Origin of the sequence: Kribbella sindirgiensis (assembly GCF_004331435.1) — a bacterium.
Lineage (GTDB): Bacteria > Actinomycetota > Actinomycetes > Propionibacteriales > Kribbellaceae > Kribbella > Kribbella sindirgiensis.
On record NZ_SJKA01000005.1, the window covers coordinates 531,706 to 546,707 of the forward strand.

Annotated in this window: 17 protein-coding genes and 2 tRNA genes; 12 read left to right on the forward strand and 7 right to left on the reverse strand. The window is 68.3% G+C overall.

The window, feature by feature from the left end; translation table 11 throughout:
• Window positions 1-56: 56 nt before the first annotated feature.
• Window positions 57-2,150: a S41 family peptidase gene (locus tag E0H50_RS17530; RefSeq protein ID WP_238151026.1), complete on the reverse strand. Its 2,094-nt coding sequence runs from the start codon at window positions 2,148-2,150 to the stop codon at window positions 57-59.
• A 133-nt stretch (window positions 2,151-2,283) separates the two neighbouring features.
• Here E0H50_RS17530 and E0H50_RS17535 point away from each other — a divergent pair, with 133 nt between their 5' ends.
• Window positions 2,284-3,456: a hypothetical protein gene (locus E0H50_RS17535; RefSeq protein WP_131289466.1), complete on the forward strand. Its 1,173-nt coding sequence runs from the start codon at window positions 2,284-2,286 to the stop codon at window positions 3,454-3,456.
• Window positions 3,457-3,494: 38 nt separating this feature from the next.
• Window positions 3,495-4,199 carry a M50 family metallopeptidase gene (locus tag E0H50_RS17540; RefSeq protein ID WP_131289468.1) on the forward strand — a complete coding sequence of 235 codons (705 nt, stop codon included), beginning with the start codon at window positions 3,495-3,497 and terminating at the stop codon, window positions 4,197-4,199.
• On the opposite strand, the gene E0H50_RS17545 is transcribed toward E0H50_RS17540, so the two are convergent.
• A complete protein-coding gene (locus E0H50_RS17545; protein ID WP_131289470.1) occupies window positions 4,196-4,924 on the reverse strand; it encodes a DUF5995 family protein in 729 nt (242 codons plus the stop codon). The genes E0H50_RS17540 and E0H50_RS17545 overlap by 4 nt on opposite strands.
• A 4-nt stretch (window positions 4,925-4,928) precedes the next feature.
• On the reverse strand, window positions 4,929-5,954 hold the full coding sequence (locus E0H50_RS17550; protein ID WP_131289472.1) for an aldo/keto reductase: 1,026 nt from the start codon (window positions 5,952-5,954) through the stop codon (window positions 4,929-4,931).
• Between the two features lie 52 nt (window positions 5,955-6,006).
• On the opposite strand from E0H50_RS17550, the gene E0H50_RS17555 reads away from it, so the two are divergent.
• Window positions 6,007-6,507: a mycothiol transferase gene (locus E0H50_RS17555; protein WP_131289474.1), complete on the forward strand. Its 501-nt coding sequence runs from the start codon at window positions 6,007-6,009 to the stop codon at window positions 6,505-6,507.
• Here E0H50_RS17555 and E0H50_RS17560 read toward each other — a convergent pair.
• From E0H50_RS17560 to E0H50_RS42985, 3 genes are read right to left on the reverse strand one after another with little or no spacing between them, the layout of a single operon-like run.
• Entirely contained in the window at window positions 6,500-7,624 is a 1,125-nt protein-coding gene (locus E0H50_RS17560; protein ID WP_131289476.1) for a hypothetical protein, read from the reverse strand. The two genes, E0H50_RS17555 and E0H50_RS17560, sit on opposite strands and share 8 nt — an antisense overlap.
• A 1-nt stretch (window position 7,625) precedes the next feature.
• On the reverse strand, window positions 7,626-8,495 hold the full coding sequence (locus E0H50_RS17565; RefSeq protein ID WP_131289478.1) for an exodeoxyribonuclease III: 870 nt from the start codon (window positions 8,493-8,495) through the stop codon (window positions 7,626-7,628).
• Between the two features lie 31 nt (window positions 8,496-8,526).
• Window positions 8,527-9,303, reverse strand: a complete 777-nt coding sequence (locus E0H50_RS42985) for a uracil-DNA glycosylase family protein (protein ID WP_165547169.1) — start codon at window positions 9,301-9,303, stop codon at window positions 8,527-8,529.
• Between the two features lie 94 nt (window positions 9,304-9,397).
• On the opposite strand from E0H50_RS42985, the gene E0H50_RS17575 reads away from it, so the two are divergent.
• From E0H50_RS17575 to E0H50_RS17610, 8 genes are all read left to right on the forward strand, one after another.
• Window positions 9,398-10,885, forward strand: coding sequence for an amidohydrolase family protein (locus E0H50_RS17575; protein WP_165547170.1), 1,488 nt, complete (start codon window positions 9,398-9,400; stop codon window positions 10,883-10,885).
• 47 nt (window positions 10,886-10,932) lie between these two features.
• Window positions 10,933-11,256 carry an ArsR/SmtB family transcription factor gene (locus E0H50_RS17580; protein ID WP_131289482.1) on the forward strand — a complete coding sequence of 108 codons (324 nt, stop codon included), beginning with the start codon at window positions 10,933-10,935 and terminating at the stop codon, window positions 11,254-11,256.
• A complete protein-coding gene (locus E0H50_RS17585; RefSeq protein ID WP_131289484.1) occupies window positions 11,249-11,548 on the forward strand; it encodes an SRPBCC family protein in 300 nt (99 codons plus the stop codon). The genes E0H50_RS17580 and E0H50_RS17585 overlap by 8 nt, the downstream gene beginning before the upstream one ends.
• Window positions 11,549-11,652: 104 nt before the next feature.
• Complete coding sequence (locus E0H50_RS17590) at window positions 11,653-12,537, forward strand: sigma-70 family RNA polymerase sigma factor (RefSeq protein ID WP_131289486.1); 885 nt, start codon at window positions 11,653-11,655, stop codon at window positions 12,535-12,537.
• 60 nt (window positions 12,538-12,597) lie between these two features.
• A complete protein-coding gene (locus tag E0H50_RS17595) occupies window positions 12,598-13,137 on the forward strand; it encodes a hypothetical protein (RefSeq protein ID WP_131289488.1) in 540 nt (179 codons plus the stop codon).
• Window positions 13,138-13,231: 94 nt separating this feature from the next.
• A tRNA-Asn gene (locus E0H50_RS17600) sits at window positions 13,232-13,304 on the forward strand.
• A 67-nt stretch (window positions 13,305-13,371) separates the two neighbouring features.
• Window positions 13,372-13,944, forward strand: coding sequence for a DUF4232 domain-containing protein (locus tag E0H50_RS17605; protein WP_131289490.1), 573 nt, complete (start codon window positions 13,372-13,374; stop codon window positions 13,942-13,944).
• 243 nt (window positions 13,945-14,187) lie between these two features.
• Window positions 14,188-14,571, forward strand: a complete 384-nt coding sequence (locus E0H50_RS17610; RefSeq protein ID WP_131289492.1) for a hypothetical protein — start codon at window positions 14,188-14,190, stop codon at window positions 14,569-14,571.
• Window positions 14,572-14,646: 75 nt separating this feature from the next.
• Here the strand turns inward: E0H50_RS17610 and E0H50_RS42990 are convergent, their stop codons facing one another.
• Complete coding sequence (locus E0H50_RS42990; protein WP_165546613.1) at window positions 14,647-14,784, reverse strand: hypothetical protein; 138 nt, start codon at window positions 14,782-14,784, stop codon at window positions 14,647-14,649.
• A gap of 128 nt (window positions 14,785-14,912) precedes the next feature.
• Between E0H50_RS42990 and E0H50_RS17615 the strand changes: the two genes are divergently transcribed.
• Window positions 14,913-14,986: transfer RNA gene (locus tag E0H50_RS17615), tRNA-Ile, on the forward strand.
• The last annotated feature ends 16 nt before the right edge of the window (window positions 14,987-15,002 follow it).

Sequence of the window (15,002 nt, forward strand, 5' to 3'; positions counted from 1 at the left end):
TCGTCCAGGCGCCCGGGACACGGTTCGTGCGAGGTTGGTGAGTGGTGGACGTCCGCCTAGACGACCTGCCGTTTGGATGCGACGAGCTCTCCCGCGTCGTAGCCGTCCGCGCGCAGCAGCTGTCCGGGGGTCACCTCGAGGATGTCGATGCTCAGCGGGGTGGTGTAGTCCTCGGAGCTGATCGGGCGGCCTTCCACGTAGAGGTCGACGCGGTTGATGCCCTGGGCATCTATCGCGACGGTCAGCGTCGTGCCGCTCAACGAGGTCTTCAGGTCGAGTCGCCGGACCGGGAGTGCGGCGAGCAACTCGCCGGCCCGGTTCAGCAGGTCGACATTGCCCTCGAGCAGGTCGGCCTTGGTCATCCGATGGGTCTCGTGCGGCTTGACGCCGAGGTCCTCCACCGGTGTACCGGCGAGCTTGCCGACCCGCAGGGTGCGCCGGATCGAGACCCGCAGGTTCGCGCCGTTCGGCAGCGCGATGTACGGCGACGTCTCGTCGGGTGGCGGCGGTTCGTTCAGCAGCGCTGCGAGCAGACCGTGCGTCCAGACGTTCGCGCCGCCCGCGCCGGTGTTGTCGTCGACGCCCAGGATGGTGCCGATCTCGTGATCGGCGAACCCTGCCGCGAAGATGTCCGTCGCCGAGTAGACCCGCGCGTCGGTGATCAGCACGACCGGTCCCTGGTACGTCTGGCCGACGTCGTTCGCGCCGTCCTCGGGCGTGATCGGTTTCGCCGCCGAGTACTGCGCCCCGGTCTCGATCGCCAGGTCCAGCGAGTCGAACCACGGACCGAGATCGATCCCGGCCGGGTTCTCCCGGTGCCGGCGGCAGATCCGCAGGTTGAGCGGCGAACTGATGAACTGCACCGGCTCCGGCGCGACCCGCCGCGGCGTCATCGTCTGCAGGGTGAACTCGCTCGCGTAGATGTGCCCGCCGCCGTTGTCCCGGACGTCCACGATCAGGCCGTTCTGCGGCAGGATCGCGGCCAGCCGGACGAACTCGTCCCGGAACGCGACCGGGTCCGGCACGCTGAACGTGAAGATCCGCAGGTGCCCGAACGTCCCGGACGACGTCACGACCTCACGGGCCCGGAACACCCCGGGCATCGTGGTCGGCAGATCCGCGCCGGTCACCGCGGCCGGGGCAGCCAGCTCGGCCGAGCTCTGCCCACGTTCCAGTTCGACGACGTCGCGGACGTACAGCGCCTTCTTCGCGCGCGACTTCTCATCCGAGTCGAGGTCGAGACCCATCACCGCGGAGGCCTCGCTGATCGCGTCGAGGTCGGTCATCGGCGGCAGGTTCGTCGTGACCTTCCACTGCTCGCGCAGTTCCTGGTCCGAGCCGTCGAGACCGACGTACGACAGCGTCACCCAGTCCTCGTCGGGCGGGGACTGGATGACCAGCGGGCGCAGGGTCAGCGACTCCAGGCCGCGGGCCAGGTTGGCGGCGTCGTTGCTCCCCGCGAAGACGGCGCCGTTGAGAGCGACCGCGCGAGCGATCGGCGTACCGTTCCAGTGCGTCACCTCGGCGCCGGGACCGAACTGCGGCGCCTGGTAGCCCGTGATGGTGCGGGTGACCAGGTAGTGCTCCTGACCGTCTTCGTCGTAGCACTTCTCGATCATGAACGGCAGGAACGCGATCTTTCCGGCGAACGGCACCGGCAGCAGGTAGTTGGTGTGCAGGTCGCGAACCGAGTGGAAGATGCTCGACATCTCGCGATGGAACAGCCACTCGTCCTCCATCGTGTCCGCCGTCAGACGCTCCATCCGCGCGCGCATCACGCGCAGCCGCTGCAACGGGTTGACGGCGTGCATCGCGACCTTCAGCGGCAGGTGCACGTAGTTCTCGCCGAGCAGCAGCAGCGCCTGATCCACCAGGAGTTTCCGCTGGTCGAGCGTCAGCGTGCCGGCCGCGTCGAGGAACTCCGCCAACGGGACAGCGGCCGCCGCATCCGTACCGACCGTCTCCCGCACCGCGGTCCGACGCGCGGCCGTCGTACTGGCCGCCGTCCGCTTCGCTGCTGTCTGCTTCGCAGCTGTCTTCTTCGCTGCGGACTTTCTGGTTGCTGTCTTCTTGGCTGTGGTCTTCTTGGCGGCAGTTTTCTTGGCGGCGGTCTTCTTGGCTGGGCGTTTGATCGTGCGTGGTTGAGACATCGTTCCCCCAATAGCAGCAGCCCCTCCCCGGGCCGCGATCCCTCCACCGTGGTCCGCTCACCAGGCGATGTCAACGGCCCGCCACGCCGTTCCACCAGGACATCACAGCCGCTTGTCAATCATTATCGAAGGCATGCGGATCAGCCGTTTGTTCTTGACGGCCGCCCTCCTGATCGGCGTGCTCGTCCCGGCGCCCGCGCAGGCGGCGGCAGCCTTCCCACGCATCGACGCGAGCGGGTTCCAGCTCGTGTCCGGTGACACGTTCGCGACGTACGGCGCTCGCGTCGCGCAACTGGAAACGAAGCTCCCACCTGTTGACGTGACCGCCGTACTCGCCGCATCCAATCGGACGGGCCGGCCGCTGTGCCATGAGACGTACCTGGCGACCGCGCTGAATCCACAGGGGTTCTGCTGGCAGGACGGCGAGGACGACGACGAGAACGTCTGGATCCCGCAGGGCGTCAGCGGGTCCGGCGACGCGCAGCCGGCCGGCGGTGCGCGCCGGGTCGTCGTCGCGAGCTGGCACAACAGCAACGACACGGCGATCCGCGTGTCGTTCCTGGACCTGGCGACGTTGAAATACCGGCATGTGTTGCTGGTCGAGCCCACGGCGGACGGCGACTTCCAGGCCGTCGCCGGGCACGGGCACGGCCTGTTCTGGTCGGGGAACATGCTCGTGGTGGCGACCGGCGGTTCGGTCCTACGGGTCTTCGACCTGCGGCACATCTGGAGTACGGACACCAGCACCGGCGAAGTCGGACTAGGCGCCGACGGCAAGTATCACGCGTTGTGGCACGCATTCGCTCTGCCGCAGATCGGCGCCTACTGGTACGCCGGCGGCGGCTGTGCGAACACGACCGGGACCAAGCCGTGCTTCGCCTCGCTCGGGATCGACCACGCCGGGACGGGATCGTTCGTGGCGGTGGAGCACACGACGCGCGGCGGCGGGCGGATCGTCCGCTGGCCGCTCGACGAGTCGACCGGGCTGCTCCGCGCCGGGGCCGACGGGGTCGTGCACGCGGTCGAGGCGTTCGACTCGCCCGTGTGGGGGATGCAGGGCGCGACGTCGTACGGCAACAGCTTCGTGATCGCCGGCGTTTGTCCGGAGTACGCCGGGAACATCGGAGACGGGATCGACTACCCGAGTTGCCTGCACCGGGGCGTCGGCGGTACGTCGACAACGGTCTGGACCAAAGCGCCGAAGAACACCGAGAACCTGTCGTACTGGCCCGCGACCGGCGAACTGTGGCTGATCAGCGAACAACTCCGCGAACGGGTCACCGTCCACATCCCCTTTCCGACGTAGTTGACGGTAGTCGACCACCCGCCTGTAAGGATGGGCGGGTGAAGGAGTTCTGGGACAACATCACGTCGGTTCAGCCGGAGCCGTCGCTCCAACTGGTCATCGGTACGGGCGTCGCCGCGCTGCTGCTGATCGCCTGGCGCCCGATCTGGAGGCACACGCGGCAGGTCGTGACGATCGCGCACGAAGGCGCGCACGGACTGATCGCCGCGCTGGTCGGCCGCAAGCTGTCCGGGATCAGGCTGCACTCGGACACGTCCGGCGTCACGGTGTCGCGCGGCAAGCCCACCGGCGGCGGGATGATCGCCGTACTGCTGGCCGGCTATCCCGGTCCCGCCCTGTTCGGCCTCGCCGCCGCGTTCGTTCTCAGCCGCGGGTACGCCGTTGCGCTGCTGTGGGGACTCCTGGTGGCGCTCGTGATCCTGCTTCTCCAGATCCGCAACCTGTTCGGTCTGTGGTCGGTGCTGGTGTTCGGCGCCGTGGTGTTCGGCGTGACGTGGTGGGGCTCTCCCTCGGTGCAGTCCACCTTCGCGCACCTGCTCACGTGGTTCCTGCTGCTGGCCGCACCACGTGCCGTGCTGGAGTTGCAGCACTCGCGGCGGCGCGGTCAGGGGCGTAGCTCCGATGCGGATCAGCTCCGGCGCCTCACCGGCGTACCGGCGTTGATGTGGGTCGGTGTGTTCGGGCTGGTCACGCTGGCTTGCCTGGCGTTGGGCGTGCTCTGGTCCGGCGTACTCCCTAGCTAGTCCGGCGGTGGCAGTGTGACGCCGAAGCCGGTCACCGCCAGTCGCAGCAAGACCTGTCCTGGTCTGAGCAGGTCAGCCACCTTGGCGGCGCTCAGCACCTCCAGCTCGGCCAGGCGTTTCTCGTAGGTGCCTTGTACGCGGGCTTGCTGGAGCTCGGTCGTGTTGTGCCAGACCTTCTGCCGGGACTCGCGCAGGAAGCGCCGCGACGCCAGCCGGTTGAGGGGCGTGAGGACGCGATCGACCAGGCTGCGTGCACCGGTCGCGGCGAGCTCTCCGTCCTCGGCGGCGACGCGTTCGGCAAGGACACCGTCGATCCGTTCGTGATCGCGCCGGCGTCGGTCCATCAGCTGCGGATCCAGGAAGTCGTCGTCGCTGATCACCGCGAGCAGCGCCTGCGGCAGGTCGTAGTTCACGTGCGCGTTGATGCCGAGCAGCACATGCGCCAACGCCGGCAGCTTCGCCGGTGCCTCGAACGCCAACCGCCACGGACGCGCCACCGACGTACCGTCGTGGGCCTGCAGGTAGAGCTCCGCGAACCGCACGTCCCAGACCTCGACCCACGCCGGATCCTCGAACCGCGCGTCGTCGATCGCCTGTCCCACGGCCTTGGTCGTCCGCAGATACGTCTCCAGGAAGAACCGCCGGTGCGCGAGCTCCGGCGGCAGCTCGTCGACCCGCTGCCGCATCCGAGCCACCACGTCCGCGATCGGACCACGATCGGTCATCGGATCAGGCACGTCCTCCGCTGACCGGGCGGCCGCGCTGGGCCACGCCCGGTCCGCCGTACGGGTAGTCCGCTGCGCCCGGGTCGCTGGCCTCGTCGAGTTTCGCCGTCTCCTCAGGAGTGAGGTGCAGATCCGCGGCGGCGAGGTTGTCGTCGAGCTGCTCCAGCGTGCGAGCACCGAGGATCACCGACGTGAGCGCGGGCCGGTCGACCAGCCACGCGAGCGCGACCTGCGCCATCGAGATCCCACGCGCCTCAGCGATCTCCCGAACCGCGTCGACCACGTCGCGGACGCGCTGGTTGCGGCTGCGGCGGTACCACGACTCGACGCCGCGGTCCGGGTTCTCACCGAGCCGCGTCGCACCGGCCGGCTCCTCGTCGAACGAGTACTTCCCAGTCAGCCAGCCGCCACCGAGCGGCGACCACGGCAGCAGGCCCAGCCCGTTCTCCTGCGCGGCCGGGACGATCTCCCACTCGATCTCGCGGACCAGCAGGTTGTACTGCGGCTGCAGCGTGACCAGCGGCGACCACCCGCGGTACGCGATCAGGTCACACGCCTTCTGCAGCTGCCATCCGGTGAAGTTCGACAGACCGGCGTACGAGATCTTGCCGGCGCGTACGGCGTCCTCGAGGAAACTGAGCGTCTCCTCGAGCGGCGTGACCGGATCCCAGGCGTGCAACTGGTACAGGTCGATGTGATCCACGCCGAGCCTCTGCAGCGACGCCTCCAGCGCCTTACGGAGGTGGCGGCGCGACGTACCGACGTCATTCGGCCCGTCACCGGTCGGAAACCGGCCCTTCGTCGCGAGGACGACGTCGGAGCTCGTCTTCGCCAGCCAGCGCCCGACGATCTCCTCGGACACGCCGGCCGTGTACACGTCCGCGGTGTCGACGAAGTTGCCGCCCGCCTCGACGTACCGGTCGAGCTGCGCGTGCGACCCGGCCTCGTCGGTCTCGTTCCCGAACGTCATCGTGCCGAGCGCGTACGTCGATACGACGGCGCCGCTCGCGCCGAGAGTGCGATATTCCACGGGGATGCTCCCTCTCCTCGAACTGTCTGAAGCGAAGACTACGGTGGCGGGTATGAAGACAAGTGAACTGCTCCTCGACGCGCACAGCCGGGTGCAGGAGGTGCTGCACGACGTCGTCACCGGGCTCGACGACAAGACGCTCGCCACCCGGCCGGGTGACACCGCGAACTCGATCGCCTGGCTGGTCTGGCACCTGACCCGGGTCCAGGACGATCACCTGGCGGACGCCGGTGGGTACGAGCAGGTCTACACCGCCGACGGGTGGTTCGGGCGGCTCGGGCTGCCGCTCGACGCGGCCGACACCGGATATGCGCACACATCCGACCAGGTCGGGCTCGTGAAGCTCTCGGCGGATCAACTGCTCGGGTACTACGACGCCGTCCACGCACGGACCGCGGAGTTCCTGCGCACCGTGACCGACGAGGCCCTCGACCGGATCGTCGACCGCCGCTGGAACCCGCCGGTCACGCTCGGCGTGCGGCTGGTCAGCGTCATCGACGACTGCGCGCAGCACTCGGGCCAGGCGGCGTACGTGAAAGGTCTGCTCAGCTGAGTGTGGTGTACCAGAGCGAAGTGCCGGCGATCAGGTAGAGCTTGTGATCCGGCATCAGCACAGCGTCGGTCACCTTGCCCTCCGGTCCTAGCGCGTCCTGGACGGTCCACTGGCCGTCCCGGCCGGTGAGGACCTTCACCTTGTTGTCCTGAGCAACAACCTGGACGACTTTGCCGCCGTCGAGAATGGGCGGTGGCAGCTTGTCCTTGTCCCCCACCGGGACCGACGGCACGCCCTGCAGCCGCTTCGCCGTCCCTGAGGCGTCGAGCTGCCAGATCGCGAGCTGACCGTCGACGTACCCGGAGATCACGCAGTCCTTCGCGCAGGTCGCGGTGTTGGCCTGGCTCCGGCTGCCGGGATCGGGCAGCACGATCCGGGTCCAGCCCTGATTGAACTTGGTCGATCGCCAGACCGCGGCCTCCTGCGCGACGGTGTTGGGCGCGAGCCGGACCTGCGAACCGACGAGGACGATGCTGTCGCCGAGCGTCGTACCGAAGCCGGGCCCGACCAGGAGGGACGGCGTACTTTGCAGTGCTGTCTTCGTCGGGTCCTGCCGCACCCATTTGCCGTCCCTCTGCGGCAGCCAGACCATTGCGTCGTTGCCGGTCTGGACGCCGCCCCAGGTGCCGAGGAGGGCGCCGCCGCTCGGCGTACGGACCGCGCTGAACAGGTCGCCGGCGGTCTGGCCGCCGAAGGTCCAGAAGTTCTGCGGCTGCTCGACGAGTCCGGTCTGCGGCGTGCCGGTCCAGACCGTCCAGCGCGTGTTGGAGTGCGCGCCGCCCGAGGCTCCACCGAGCGCAAGGAGTTGCTGGCCGTCGTACGCGATCGAGTACCAGATCGCCTCGAAGGCATACGGGCTGGCCGGGTTGGGCTTGACCGTGATCGGCGTGCGCTTGCCCGTGCTGTCGTAGGACATCAGCTCCGGGACGACCTTGGCGCCACGGTGTCGCAGGCCTACCAGCAGCTGGCTGTCGTGGGCGGTCAGGGTGACCGGCTCGGCAGGGCTGACGTCGACCTGGGTCCAGTCGTCGAGCGGCTGGGGCTTGTCGGCTGTGTCGTCGCTGCAGGCGGTGAGGGTCGCGAGCACCAGGATCGCGACCGCAGCGAGGCGGCGCATGTCAGCGGCTCTGCGGAAGCTTGGTGGTCTTCTTGCGGCCGGTCCGCGGCGCGGACGGCGGTGGCACGACCGGACCGATATCGCCGTCCGGCGCGGTGTCGAGGTCGAGGATCACCGGTGCGTGGTCGCTCGGACCGGTGCCCTTGCGGGCCTTGCGGTCGATCCACGCGGCCTTGACCCGCTCGGCGACCGGAACGGTGGCCAGCATCAGGTCGATCCGCATCCCGAGGTCCTGGTGGAACATGCCGGCGCGGTAGTCCCAGTAGCTGAAGATGCGATTGTCCGGCCAGCGGTCGCGAACGACGTCGTGCAGGTCCTTCGCGGCCATCAGCTCCGCGAGCGCCTGCCGCTCAGGTGGGGTCACGTGCGTCTCGCCGACGTACGCCACCGGGTCGAAGACGTCCGCGTCCGTCGGGGCGATGTTCATGTCACCACAGACGATCTGATCGGCCGGTCCACCGGCCACGACTTCCGTGAGTGCGGCGAGCCAGGCGAGTTTGTAGTGGTAATGGTCCGAGTCGGGGACGCGGCCGTTCGGCACGTACAGCGAGTGGATCCGGACGCCGCCACAGGTCGCCGCCACCGCGCGGGCCTCGGGATTCGGGAACCCGGGCGCGCCGGCGACACCGGTCACCACGTCGTCGAGTCCGACCTTGGACAGCAGGGCGACGCCGTTCCACTGCGGTTCGCCGTACAGACCGATCTCGTAGCCGCGGCCGGTCAGCTCGTCACCGAGCAGCTTGGTGAAGGCGTCGTCCGCGAGCTTCGTCTCCTGCAGGCACACGACGTCCGGCTGCCGCTCGTCCAGCCAGTCCAGCAGCCGCGGCATCCGCTGCTTGACCGAGTTCACATTCCACGTAGCGACTCGCATCCGACCAAGGTAGCGCCCGCCACGGACCATTTCAGCCGAGCTTCGGCGCCCGCCAGACGAGAGTGTTCAAGAGGTCGGTGCCGGGACGTTCGACGCTGTTGTTGTGCCGCGGTTTGTCCTTGCGTCCCCACGCGTCGTCCCCCAGCCACGGCGGTACGCCGAACGGCAGGTCCCGCGGCGGGATCGGTGCGTAGTCGGACTCCGCGAACTTCACGCCGTAGTTCGGAACCGTGACGTCGCCGTCCGGATCCGGCGTCACGATCGCACGCAATTCGACGATCGCATTGCGCCAACTGTCGACCAGCACCTTAGGGCTACGGCTCGACGGATGCGGCACCTCGAACAACGGCACGTCGGGCCGGTCGGTCCACAGCTGAACAGCCTTGCGGGCTTGGGCGCCGAACGCGACGATCACCTGGAGATCGGGGCCGGTGATCAGGTCGAGCAGGGTGTTGCGCCACGCGAGCTGGTCCGCCCGGGCGAGCAGCGGTGCCGCTTGCTGTGCGCGAGACGGCCGGAGCGCGTAGGCGTAGGCGTTGACCAGTGCGTAGCTGCGGGTCAGACCGAGCTTGGCCAGGAAACCCTGCACGCGCTGACCGGCGTCGCCGACCAAGGTGCGGCCCGCGACGCGTTCGGTCGGGCCAGGATCGGACGCGATGGCGAGCAGCCGGGCCTTGCGATTGAGCCGCCCCCGGTAGAACACCGGGCCCCAGTCGTGCCAGAACAATTCCCGGAAGTCCGCGTAACTCGGAACTTTCGCGAAGTGCCGCGCCACGGTGACCGGCGGACCGGGATCGAAATCACCCATCGAACTACCTCCCCCTCGGCGATACGCTCTTGAGCGGGGCGGCAACGGGGATTCTACGGGAGGGTGGGCCATGTTTGTACTGCGTGGAACCGTAATGACGATGCGACCGGGCGGGGACGTTCTGCCCGGCGGCGCGGTGTACGTCGACGACGACGGGCTGATTGCGGCGGTCACGCCGTTGGATCCGGTCCCGGCGGGATTCGCGAATGCGCCGCGGATCGCCGTGGGCGGGTTGATCTGCCCGGGTCTGATCGATCTGCACAACCATTTGATGTACAACAGCCTGCCGTTGTGGACGGAGCCTTCGCGCGCCGTTCCGTGGACCTCGCACAACCAGTGGGGCCGCGCGCCGACGTACAGCAGCCAGATCAGCCAACCGGCCCGCCTGCTCGGCGCCACCGCGGGGCGGGCGCTGCTCCGGTACGTCGAAACCCGCGCGATCGTCGGCGGTACGACGTCGATCCAGGGGAACCCGCGCGGCGCCGTACCGCCCGACAACGACCTGATCCGGAACGTCGACTCGGAGAAACTCGGGACCCACGACGATTTCATCCGGGTCAGCACGCTGGTCGCCGACAACGCCGCCGCGCTCGCGCCGTACGCCGCCGCCGTGCAGGCCGGGCGTGGATTCATCGCGCATTCGGCGGAGGGATCGGATCCGAAACTGCGCTCGGAGTTCCGGTTGCTGGCCGATGCCGGTGTGGTGAAACCGCAACTGGTCGCGATTCACGGCGCGGCGCTGAATGCGGATGATTTCGCGGCGCTGAAGGCGGGGAATTCGAGCCTGGTCTGGTCGCCGTTCTCGAACCTTTGGCTGTACGGCGCGACGGCGGATGTGAAAGCCGCGCACGCGGCCGGGGTGCGGTTGTGCCTGGGTTCCGACTGGGGTCCGTCGGGGACGCGAAATGTCCTGTGGGAGTTGAAGGTCGCCGATCTGTGGAACAAGACGCAATCGGTCTTCACCGACGAAGAACTGGTCCGGATGGTGACGTCGAATCCCGGTGAGGCGTTGTCCGGGGTCTGGCCGCGTCCGGTCGGCCGGCTCGAACCCGGTGCACTCGCGGACCTGGTCGTCGTACGGCGCTCTGCCGCGGGCACGTATCGCAGTGTGATCGAGGCGACCGAGTCCGACATCCGGCTGGTCGTCGTCGGCGGCCGGGCCCGTTACGGCCTCCGGTCACTCATGACACCGCTCGCCCCGGCGGCGACGCCGATCAAGGTCGGCCGGCTGACGCGCGCGATCGACTACGGCGACCCGGCCGTTACCTGGAAGACCGTCGTCGCGGACCTGGAGAAGATCCGCAGCGATCCGGCCGGGGCGTCCGCCCGCGCAGCCGCCACCTTCGCCGCACTGATCGCCGACGGTGCTGCCGGTCTCGACGACTCCTTCGTGCTGCTGCCCGACATGCCCGCACCCGAGGTCGACGACGAGATCCTCCGCGGCGGACCTCCTACCCCCTCGCCCGACCCCGTCACCATCCCGCCGTTGGAGCCGCTGACCACCGGCACGGCCTGGTTCGACACGGTCGACGCCAACCCGTTCCACCAGGGCCTGCTCAGCGGCCTCCGCGCGTACGCCTGAGATATATCACTTGAGCTCTATATACGCTTGTTGTAATACTTCTCGGCATGGACGTGTTCGAGGCGATCGCGGAACCGAGCCGCCGGGCAGTACTCGACCTGCTCGCGGAGCGGGAACGGCCGGCCGGTGAGCTGGTCGAGCATCTGCACCGGCTGACCCAGCCCGCGGTGTCGCGGCACCTGCGGATCCTGCGCGAGGTCGGGCTGGTCGACGTACGGCCGGAGGGCCAGAAGCGGATCTACGTGCTGCGCGCCGACCGGCTGCTCGAGATCGAGAACTGGATCAGCCGGTACCGGAAGTACTGGCCGCGGCACCTCGACGCCCTCGAACAGCATCTGGCCGACAATCCTGAGGAGCATCCGCATGAGTAGCCGCTTAGGTGAGCTCGCCATCGACGGCGATCGCACCACCATGACCTTCCGGCGCCACCTTCCGTACCCGGTCGAGCGGGTCTGGGCCGCGCTCACCGATCCGCTCGAGCGCAAGGCCTGGTTCGGCGAGACCGTGATCGACGGGCGCACCGGCCTGTCCGAGCAGAACGCCCGCGGCTTCATCCCCGGCACACACGCGTTCTTCGACCGGCTCGAGGCCTGGCTCGACGGCACCGAGATCCCCGACTGGTCCGACCGGTACGCCGAGCTCGCACCGTCGCACCCCGGCTGAATCTGACTTCCTGTAGTTATCCACATACTCGAAGTCACCGGTCCGGGGCGGGTCGAATCGCGGCACTCTCTTTGGCAAGGGAGATTGGCGGCGAAGGGGCCGGAATGGGAGATCTCGACTGTGAACCGGCGGACATCACCGCACTGGTGGCGTACCTGCGCGACATCGGACAACACGAACTACTGACCTTGGAGGAGGTGAACGAGCACTCGTACTGGATCGAGGCCGGCCTGCTGGCGGCGGAGCGGCTGAACGGCGATCCGGAGCTCCACGACACAGTCGATCTGCAGAAGATCGTGGTACTCGGGCGGCACTCGTGGCAGCGGATGATCGAGGGCAACCTGCGGCTGGTCGTGTCCCTCGCCCGGCGGTACGGCGGGAAGGGCATCTCGCTGCTCGACCTGATCCAGGAGGGAAACATCGGGCTGATGCGGGCGGTCGAGCGGTTCGACCACCGGCTCGGGCACCGGTTCTCGACGTACGCGATCTGGTGGATCCGGCAGTCGATCGGGCGCGCGATCTCGGATCGTTCCCGCCTGGTCCGGATGCCGGCCCAGGCGTACGCCGACGCGTCCCGGGTGGCGTCGGCGCGCCACGACCTCACCCAGGAGCTGGGACGTGAACCCGGTACGCCGGAGCTCGCGCGGGCGACCGGGCTGAGCATCGCGCGGATCGAGCGGGCGCAGGCGTGGCGGATGCAGCCCGAAACGCTCGACGTCGACGACACCGACCCGGTGATCGACGACGACCCGATCGTCCTGCGCGCCGCGCTGCGCCGGGACCTCGCCTACCACCTCCAGTTCCTGGACGACCTGCATCAGACCGTGCTCCACCGCCGCTACGGGTTGCACGGCCACATCCCGTCAACAGCCGAGGAGATCGCGACCCAACTGAACCTGAACACCGCAAAGGTCCGCGCCCTGGAACGAGAAGCCCTACGCCAACTCCGGCGCCGAGCCCTACCCCACCTCCGCGACTACGTCGCCTGACCACCAGCACGCTCCGGGGTGCGCTGATCGGGTTCTTGGGGTGGCTGGGATGATGGGGAGGTGAGACTGCTGCGTACTGCTTGGCCTCGTGAGCTGGGGGCGGCTGTGTCGGCCGCTGCTCGTGAGGCGACCGGGAGCAAGGAAGACGTCCTGGCCGCCGTCGAGCTGACCAACGGCCGCTGGGTCGCCGGCACCCGCGCCGCCGTCTACCTGCCGTCGGACACCGCGGACGCCGACCGCCGCGTGGGCTGGGAGAAGATCGAGCGCGCGAACTGGGACTCCGAGACCTCGGTCCTGCACGTCTACGAGACCACCGACTTCGGCACCCCGTTACGCGCCACCGAGCTCAAGGTCGAGGACCCGGGCCGCTTCGGCCAGCTCCTCCGCGAGCGCGTCGACGCGAGCATCGTCGTACAGCGCCACGTCCCATTGTCCGGCAAGCGCGGCGTACGTATCGTCGGCCGCCGCAACCCGGCCGCCACCGACGCGGCCGTCACCTGGAACTTCGTTCTGGACAAGGGATTGGAGCCCACCCAGCCCGGCGTCGTGGACGCGGCCGAGGCCGCCCTCCGACAGGTCCGTGACGAGTTCGGAATCTGACCCGGCAGCGTCCCGAATCCCGTTTTTGTAGTTCGCCGCCCGCCTGCTAACCTACTCAGGTCCTCGGGGATCGAGGGCTTGAGCACCACCACGATCCCGCGTAGCTCAATTGGCAGAGCAGCCGGCTGTTAACCGGCAGGTTACTGGTTCGAGTCCAGTCGCGGGAGCAACACATCAGCCGGGCCTCCACAGGAGCCCGGCTTCTGCATTTCCCGGGCCGGGTAAGTTCGTGAAATGACGTACCGGGGGTGGGCAGGGCTGATCGGCGCCCTCGTACTACTGACAGGCTGCGGAACCGAAGCAGCCGGATCCGAACCAGCCGGAGGCCCGACCTCGCCCAGGGCGACCACGCCGACTCCGACCGTGCCGCCCACCCCTCCCCCACCAACCTGTCCGGCATCGGGCGCGATGATCACCGTCGGCCCGGTAGAACCGGCGCTCGGACATCGAGCCGTCGTACTGACGCTGACGAACTGCCGAACCGCCCCGATCACCGTCAACGGCTACCCGGACGTTGCCGTACTCAACGCCCGCCGACGAACGACGAACGTGACGATCACCCACGGCACGTCGTACATGGCAAGAGACCCAGGCCCGACCCAGATCCGCCTACGCAAAGGAGAATCGGCCCTCGCCGCCGTCTCCTGGTCGAACACCGTGGAAGTTGCCGAAGACAAGGCCTCCGGCACCTATCTCGCCGTCGCGCGCCACCGCAGCGACCGCCCGGCGATCTGGCCGGTCGACACCGACCTCGGTACGACGGCCAAGCTCACGCTGACCGCCTGGTGCCTGAAGTTCCCGAACTGATTCGCCACGAATCTATTTCGCTCAACCTATTGGCCTAGACCGCCAACTGGGCTACTTTCCTCTGCAGAATCCCGAGGGTGCCTCGGGGATGGAGGGGGAAGGGGGTCCGGCGTCCTGGTCGGTGTCACGGTCGCGGCGAACGGCGCCGTACGACCGGACTGCAAAACCCTGTCGTACCCGCTCTGCGCGCGCTCGGTCGCCGCGAAGCAGGTCGTCGACAACAGCATTCCCGCCAGCAAGCTGGTGCCGGCTGACCGCGCAGCGTTCCTCAAGAACACGGACCTGTACGGCAAGTCCGGGGTCTCCGTGGACTTCAAGCCCGTGACGATCGACAAGATCGGTGGGTCGTTCAAGACCAACAAGACCAAGGTCGGCGAGTTCACGCTCGAGCCCGGCACCTGGCTGCTGAACTCGACCGCGTTCGGCACCGACTACGGCACGATCCTCGGCGCCGAGATCTCCCCCGCGAAGGACCGCGAACTGACCGGCTCCACGGTCAAGGTCGTGACCGTCGACAAGGCGACCACGGTCGAGGTCTTCGCCTTCGGCTACAACGACGACGCCGGCTCAGCCGGAAGCGGCGAGATCGCCGCCTCCGCCTCCGTCGTCGCAGTCCTGATCGGCTGACCAGCCAACCGCTCACCAAGGAGGCCCTGACCGCATCCGGCGGTCAGGGTCTCGTCATGCATCAGGAGGAGGTGTCTACTTCCCCTTCTTCCGGTCGATCGCTCGCTGGATACGTTGCTGAGGCTGACCGAGGATCTTCGCGAGCAGCGGCACGCGGTACTTGTACGCCGCGATCGCGCCCACCACGATCACCAGGAAAATGAACCAGCCCATCGGGGTTCCCTTCGTCCGGACCTGCCTCCATCATGCCCGGTCCGCGGTAACCACCCCTCAGTCAAACCCCTGACCCACCCCTGGTTTCGCACCACACCCCCACCCACCAGATACGATCACCCGCACACGGGGCGGTAGCTCAGCTGGTTAGAGCAGGGGACTCATAATCCCTGGGCCGCGGGTTCGAGTCCCGCCCGCCCTACCCGCGCAAATGTATG

Excerpts from the sequence above, each read along its gene's own strand:
- E0H50_RS17530 (WP_238151026.1), bottom strand. The coding sequence starts at position 2,150 with ATGTCTCAACCACGCACGATCAAACGCCCAGCCAAGAAGACCGCCGCC.
- E0H50_RS17605 (WP_131289490.1), top strand. The coding sequence starts at position 13,372 with ATGACGTACCGGGGGTGGGCAGGGCTGATCGGCGCCCTCGTACTACTG.
- E0H50_RS17560 (WP_131289476.1), bottom strand. The coding sequence starts at position 7,624 with ATGCGCCGCCTCGCTGCGGTCGCGATCCTGGTGCTCGCGACCCTCACC.
- E0H50_RS17575 (WP_165547170.1), top strand. The coding sequence starts at position 9,398 with ATGACGATGCGACCGGGCGGGGACGTTCTGCCCGGCGGCGCGGTGTAC.
- E0H50_RS17545 (WP_131289470.1), bottom strand. The coding sequence starts at position 4,924 with ATGACCGATCGTGGTCCGATCGCGGACGTGGTGGCTCGGATGCGGCAG.
- E0H50_RS42990 (WP_165546613.1), bottom strand. The coding sequence starts at position 14,784 with ATGGGCTGGTTCATTTTCCTGGTGATCGTGGTGGGCGCGATCGCGGCG.
- E0H50_RS17555 (WP_131289474.1), top strand. The coding sequence starts at position 6,007 with ATGAAGACAAGTGAACTGCTCCTCGACGCGCACAGCCGGGTGCAGGAG.
- E0H50_RS17565 (WP_131289478.1), bottom strand. The coding sequence starts at position 8,495 with ATGCGAGTCGCTACGTGGAATGTGAACTCGGTCAAGCAGCGGATGCCG.
- E0H50_RS17590 (WP_131289486.1), top strand. The coding sequence starts at position 11,653 with ATGGGAGATCTCGACTGTGAACCGGCGGACATCACCGCACTGGTGGCG.
- E0H50_RS17535 (WP_131289466.1), top strand. The coding sequence starts at position 2,284 with ATGCGGATCAGCCGTTTGTTCTTGACGGCCGCCCTCCTGATCGGCGTG.
- E0H50_RS17585 (WP_131289484.1), top strand. The coding sequence starts at position 11,249 with ATGAGTAGCCGCTTAGGTGAGCTCGCCATCGACGGCGATCGCACCACC.
- E0H50_RS42985 (WP_165547169.1), bottom strand. The coding sequence starts at position 9,303 with ATGGGTGATTTCGATCCCGGTCCGCCGGTCACCGTGGCGCGGCACTTC.
- E0H50_RS17580 (WP_131289482.1), top strand. The coding sequence starts at position 10,933 with ATGGACGTGTTCGAGGCGATCGCGGAACCGAGCCGCCGGGCAGTACTC.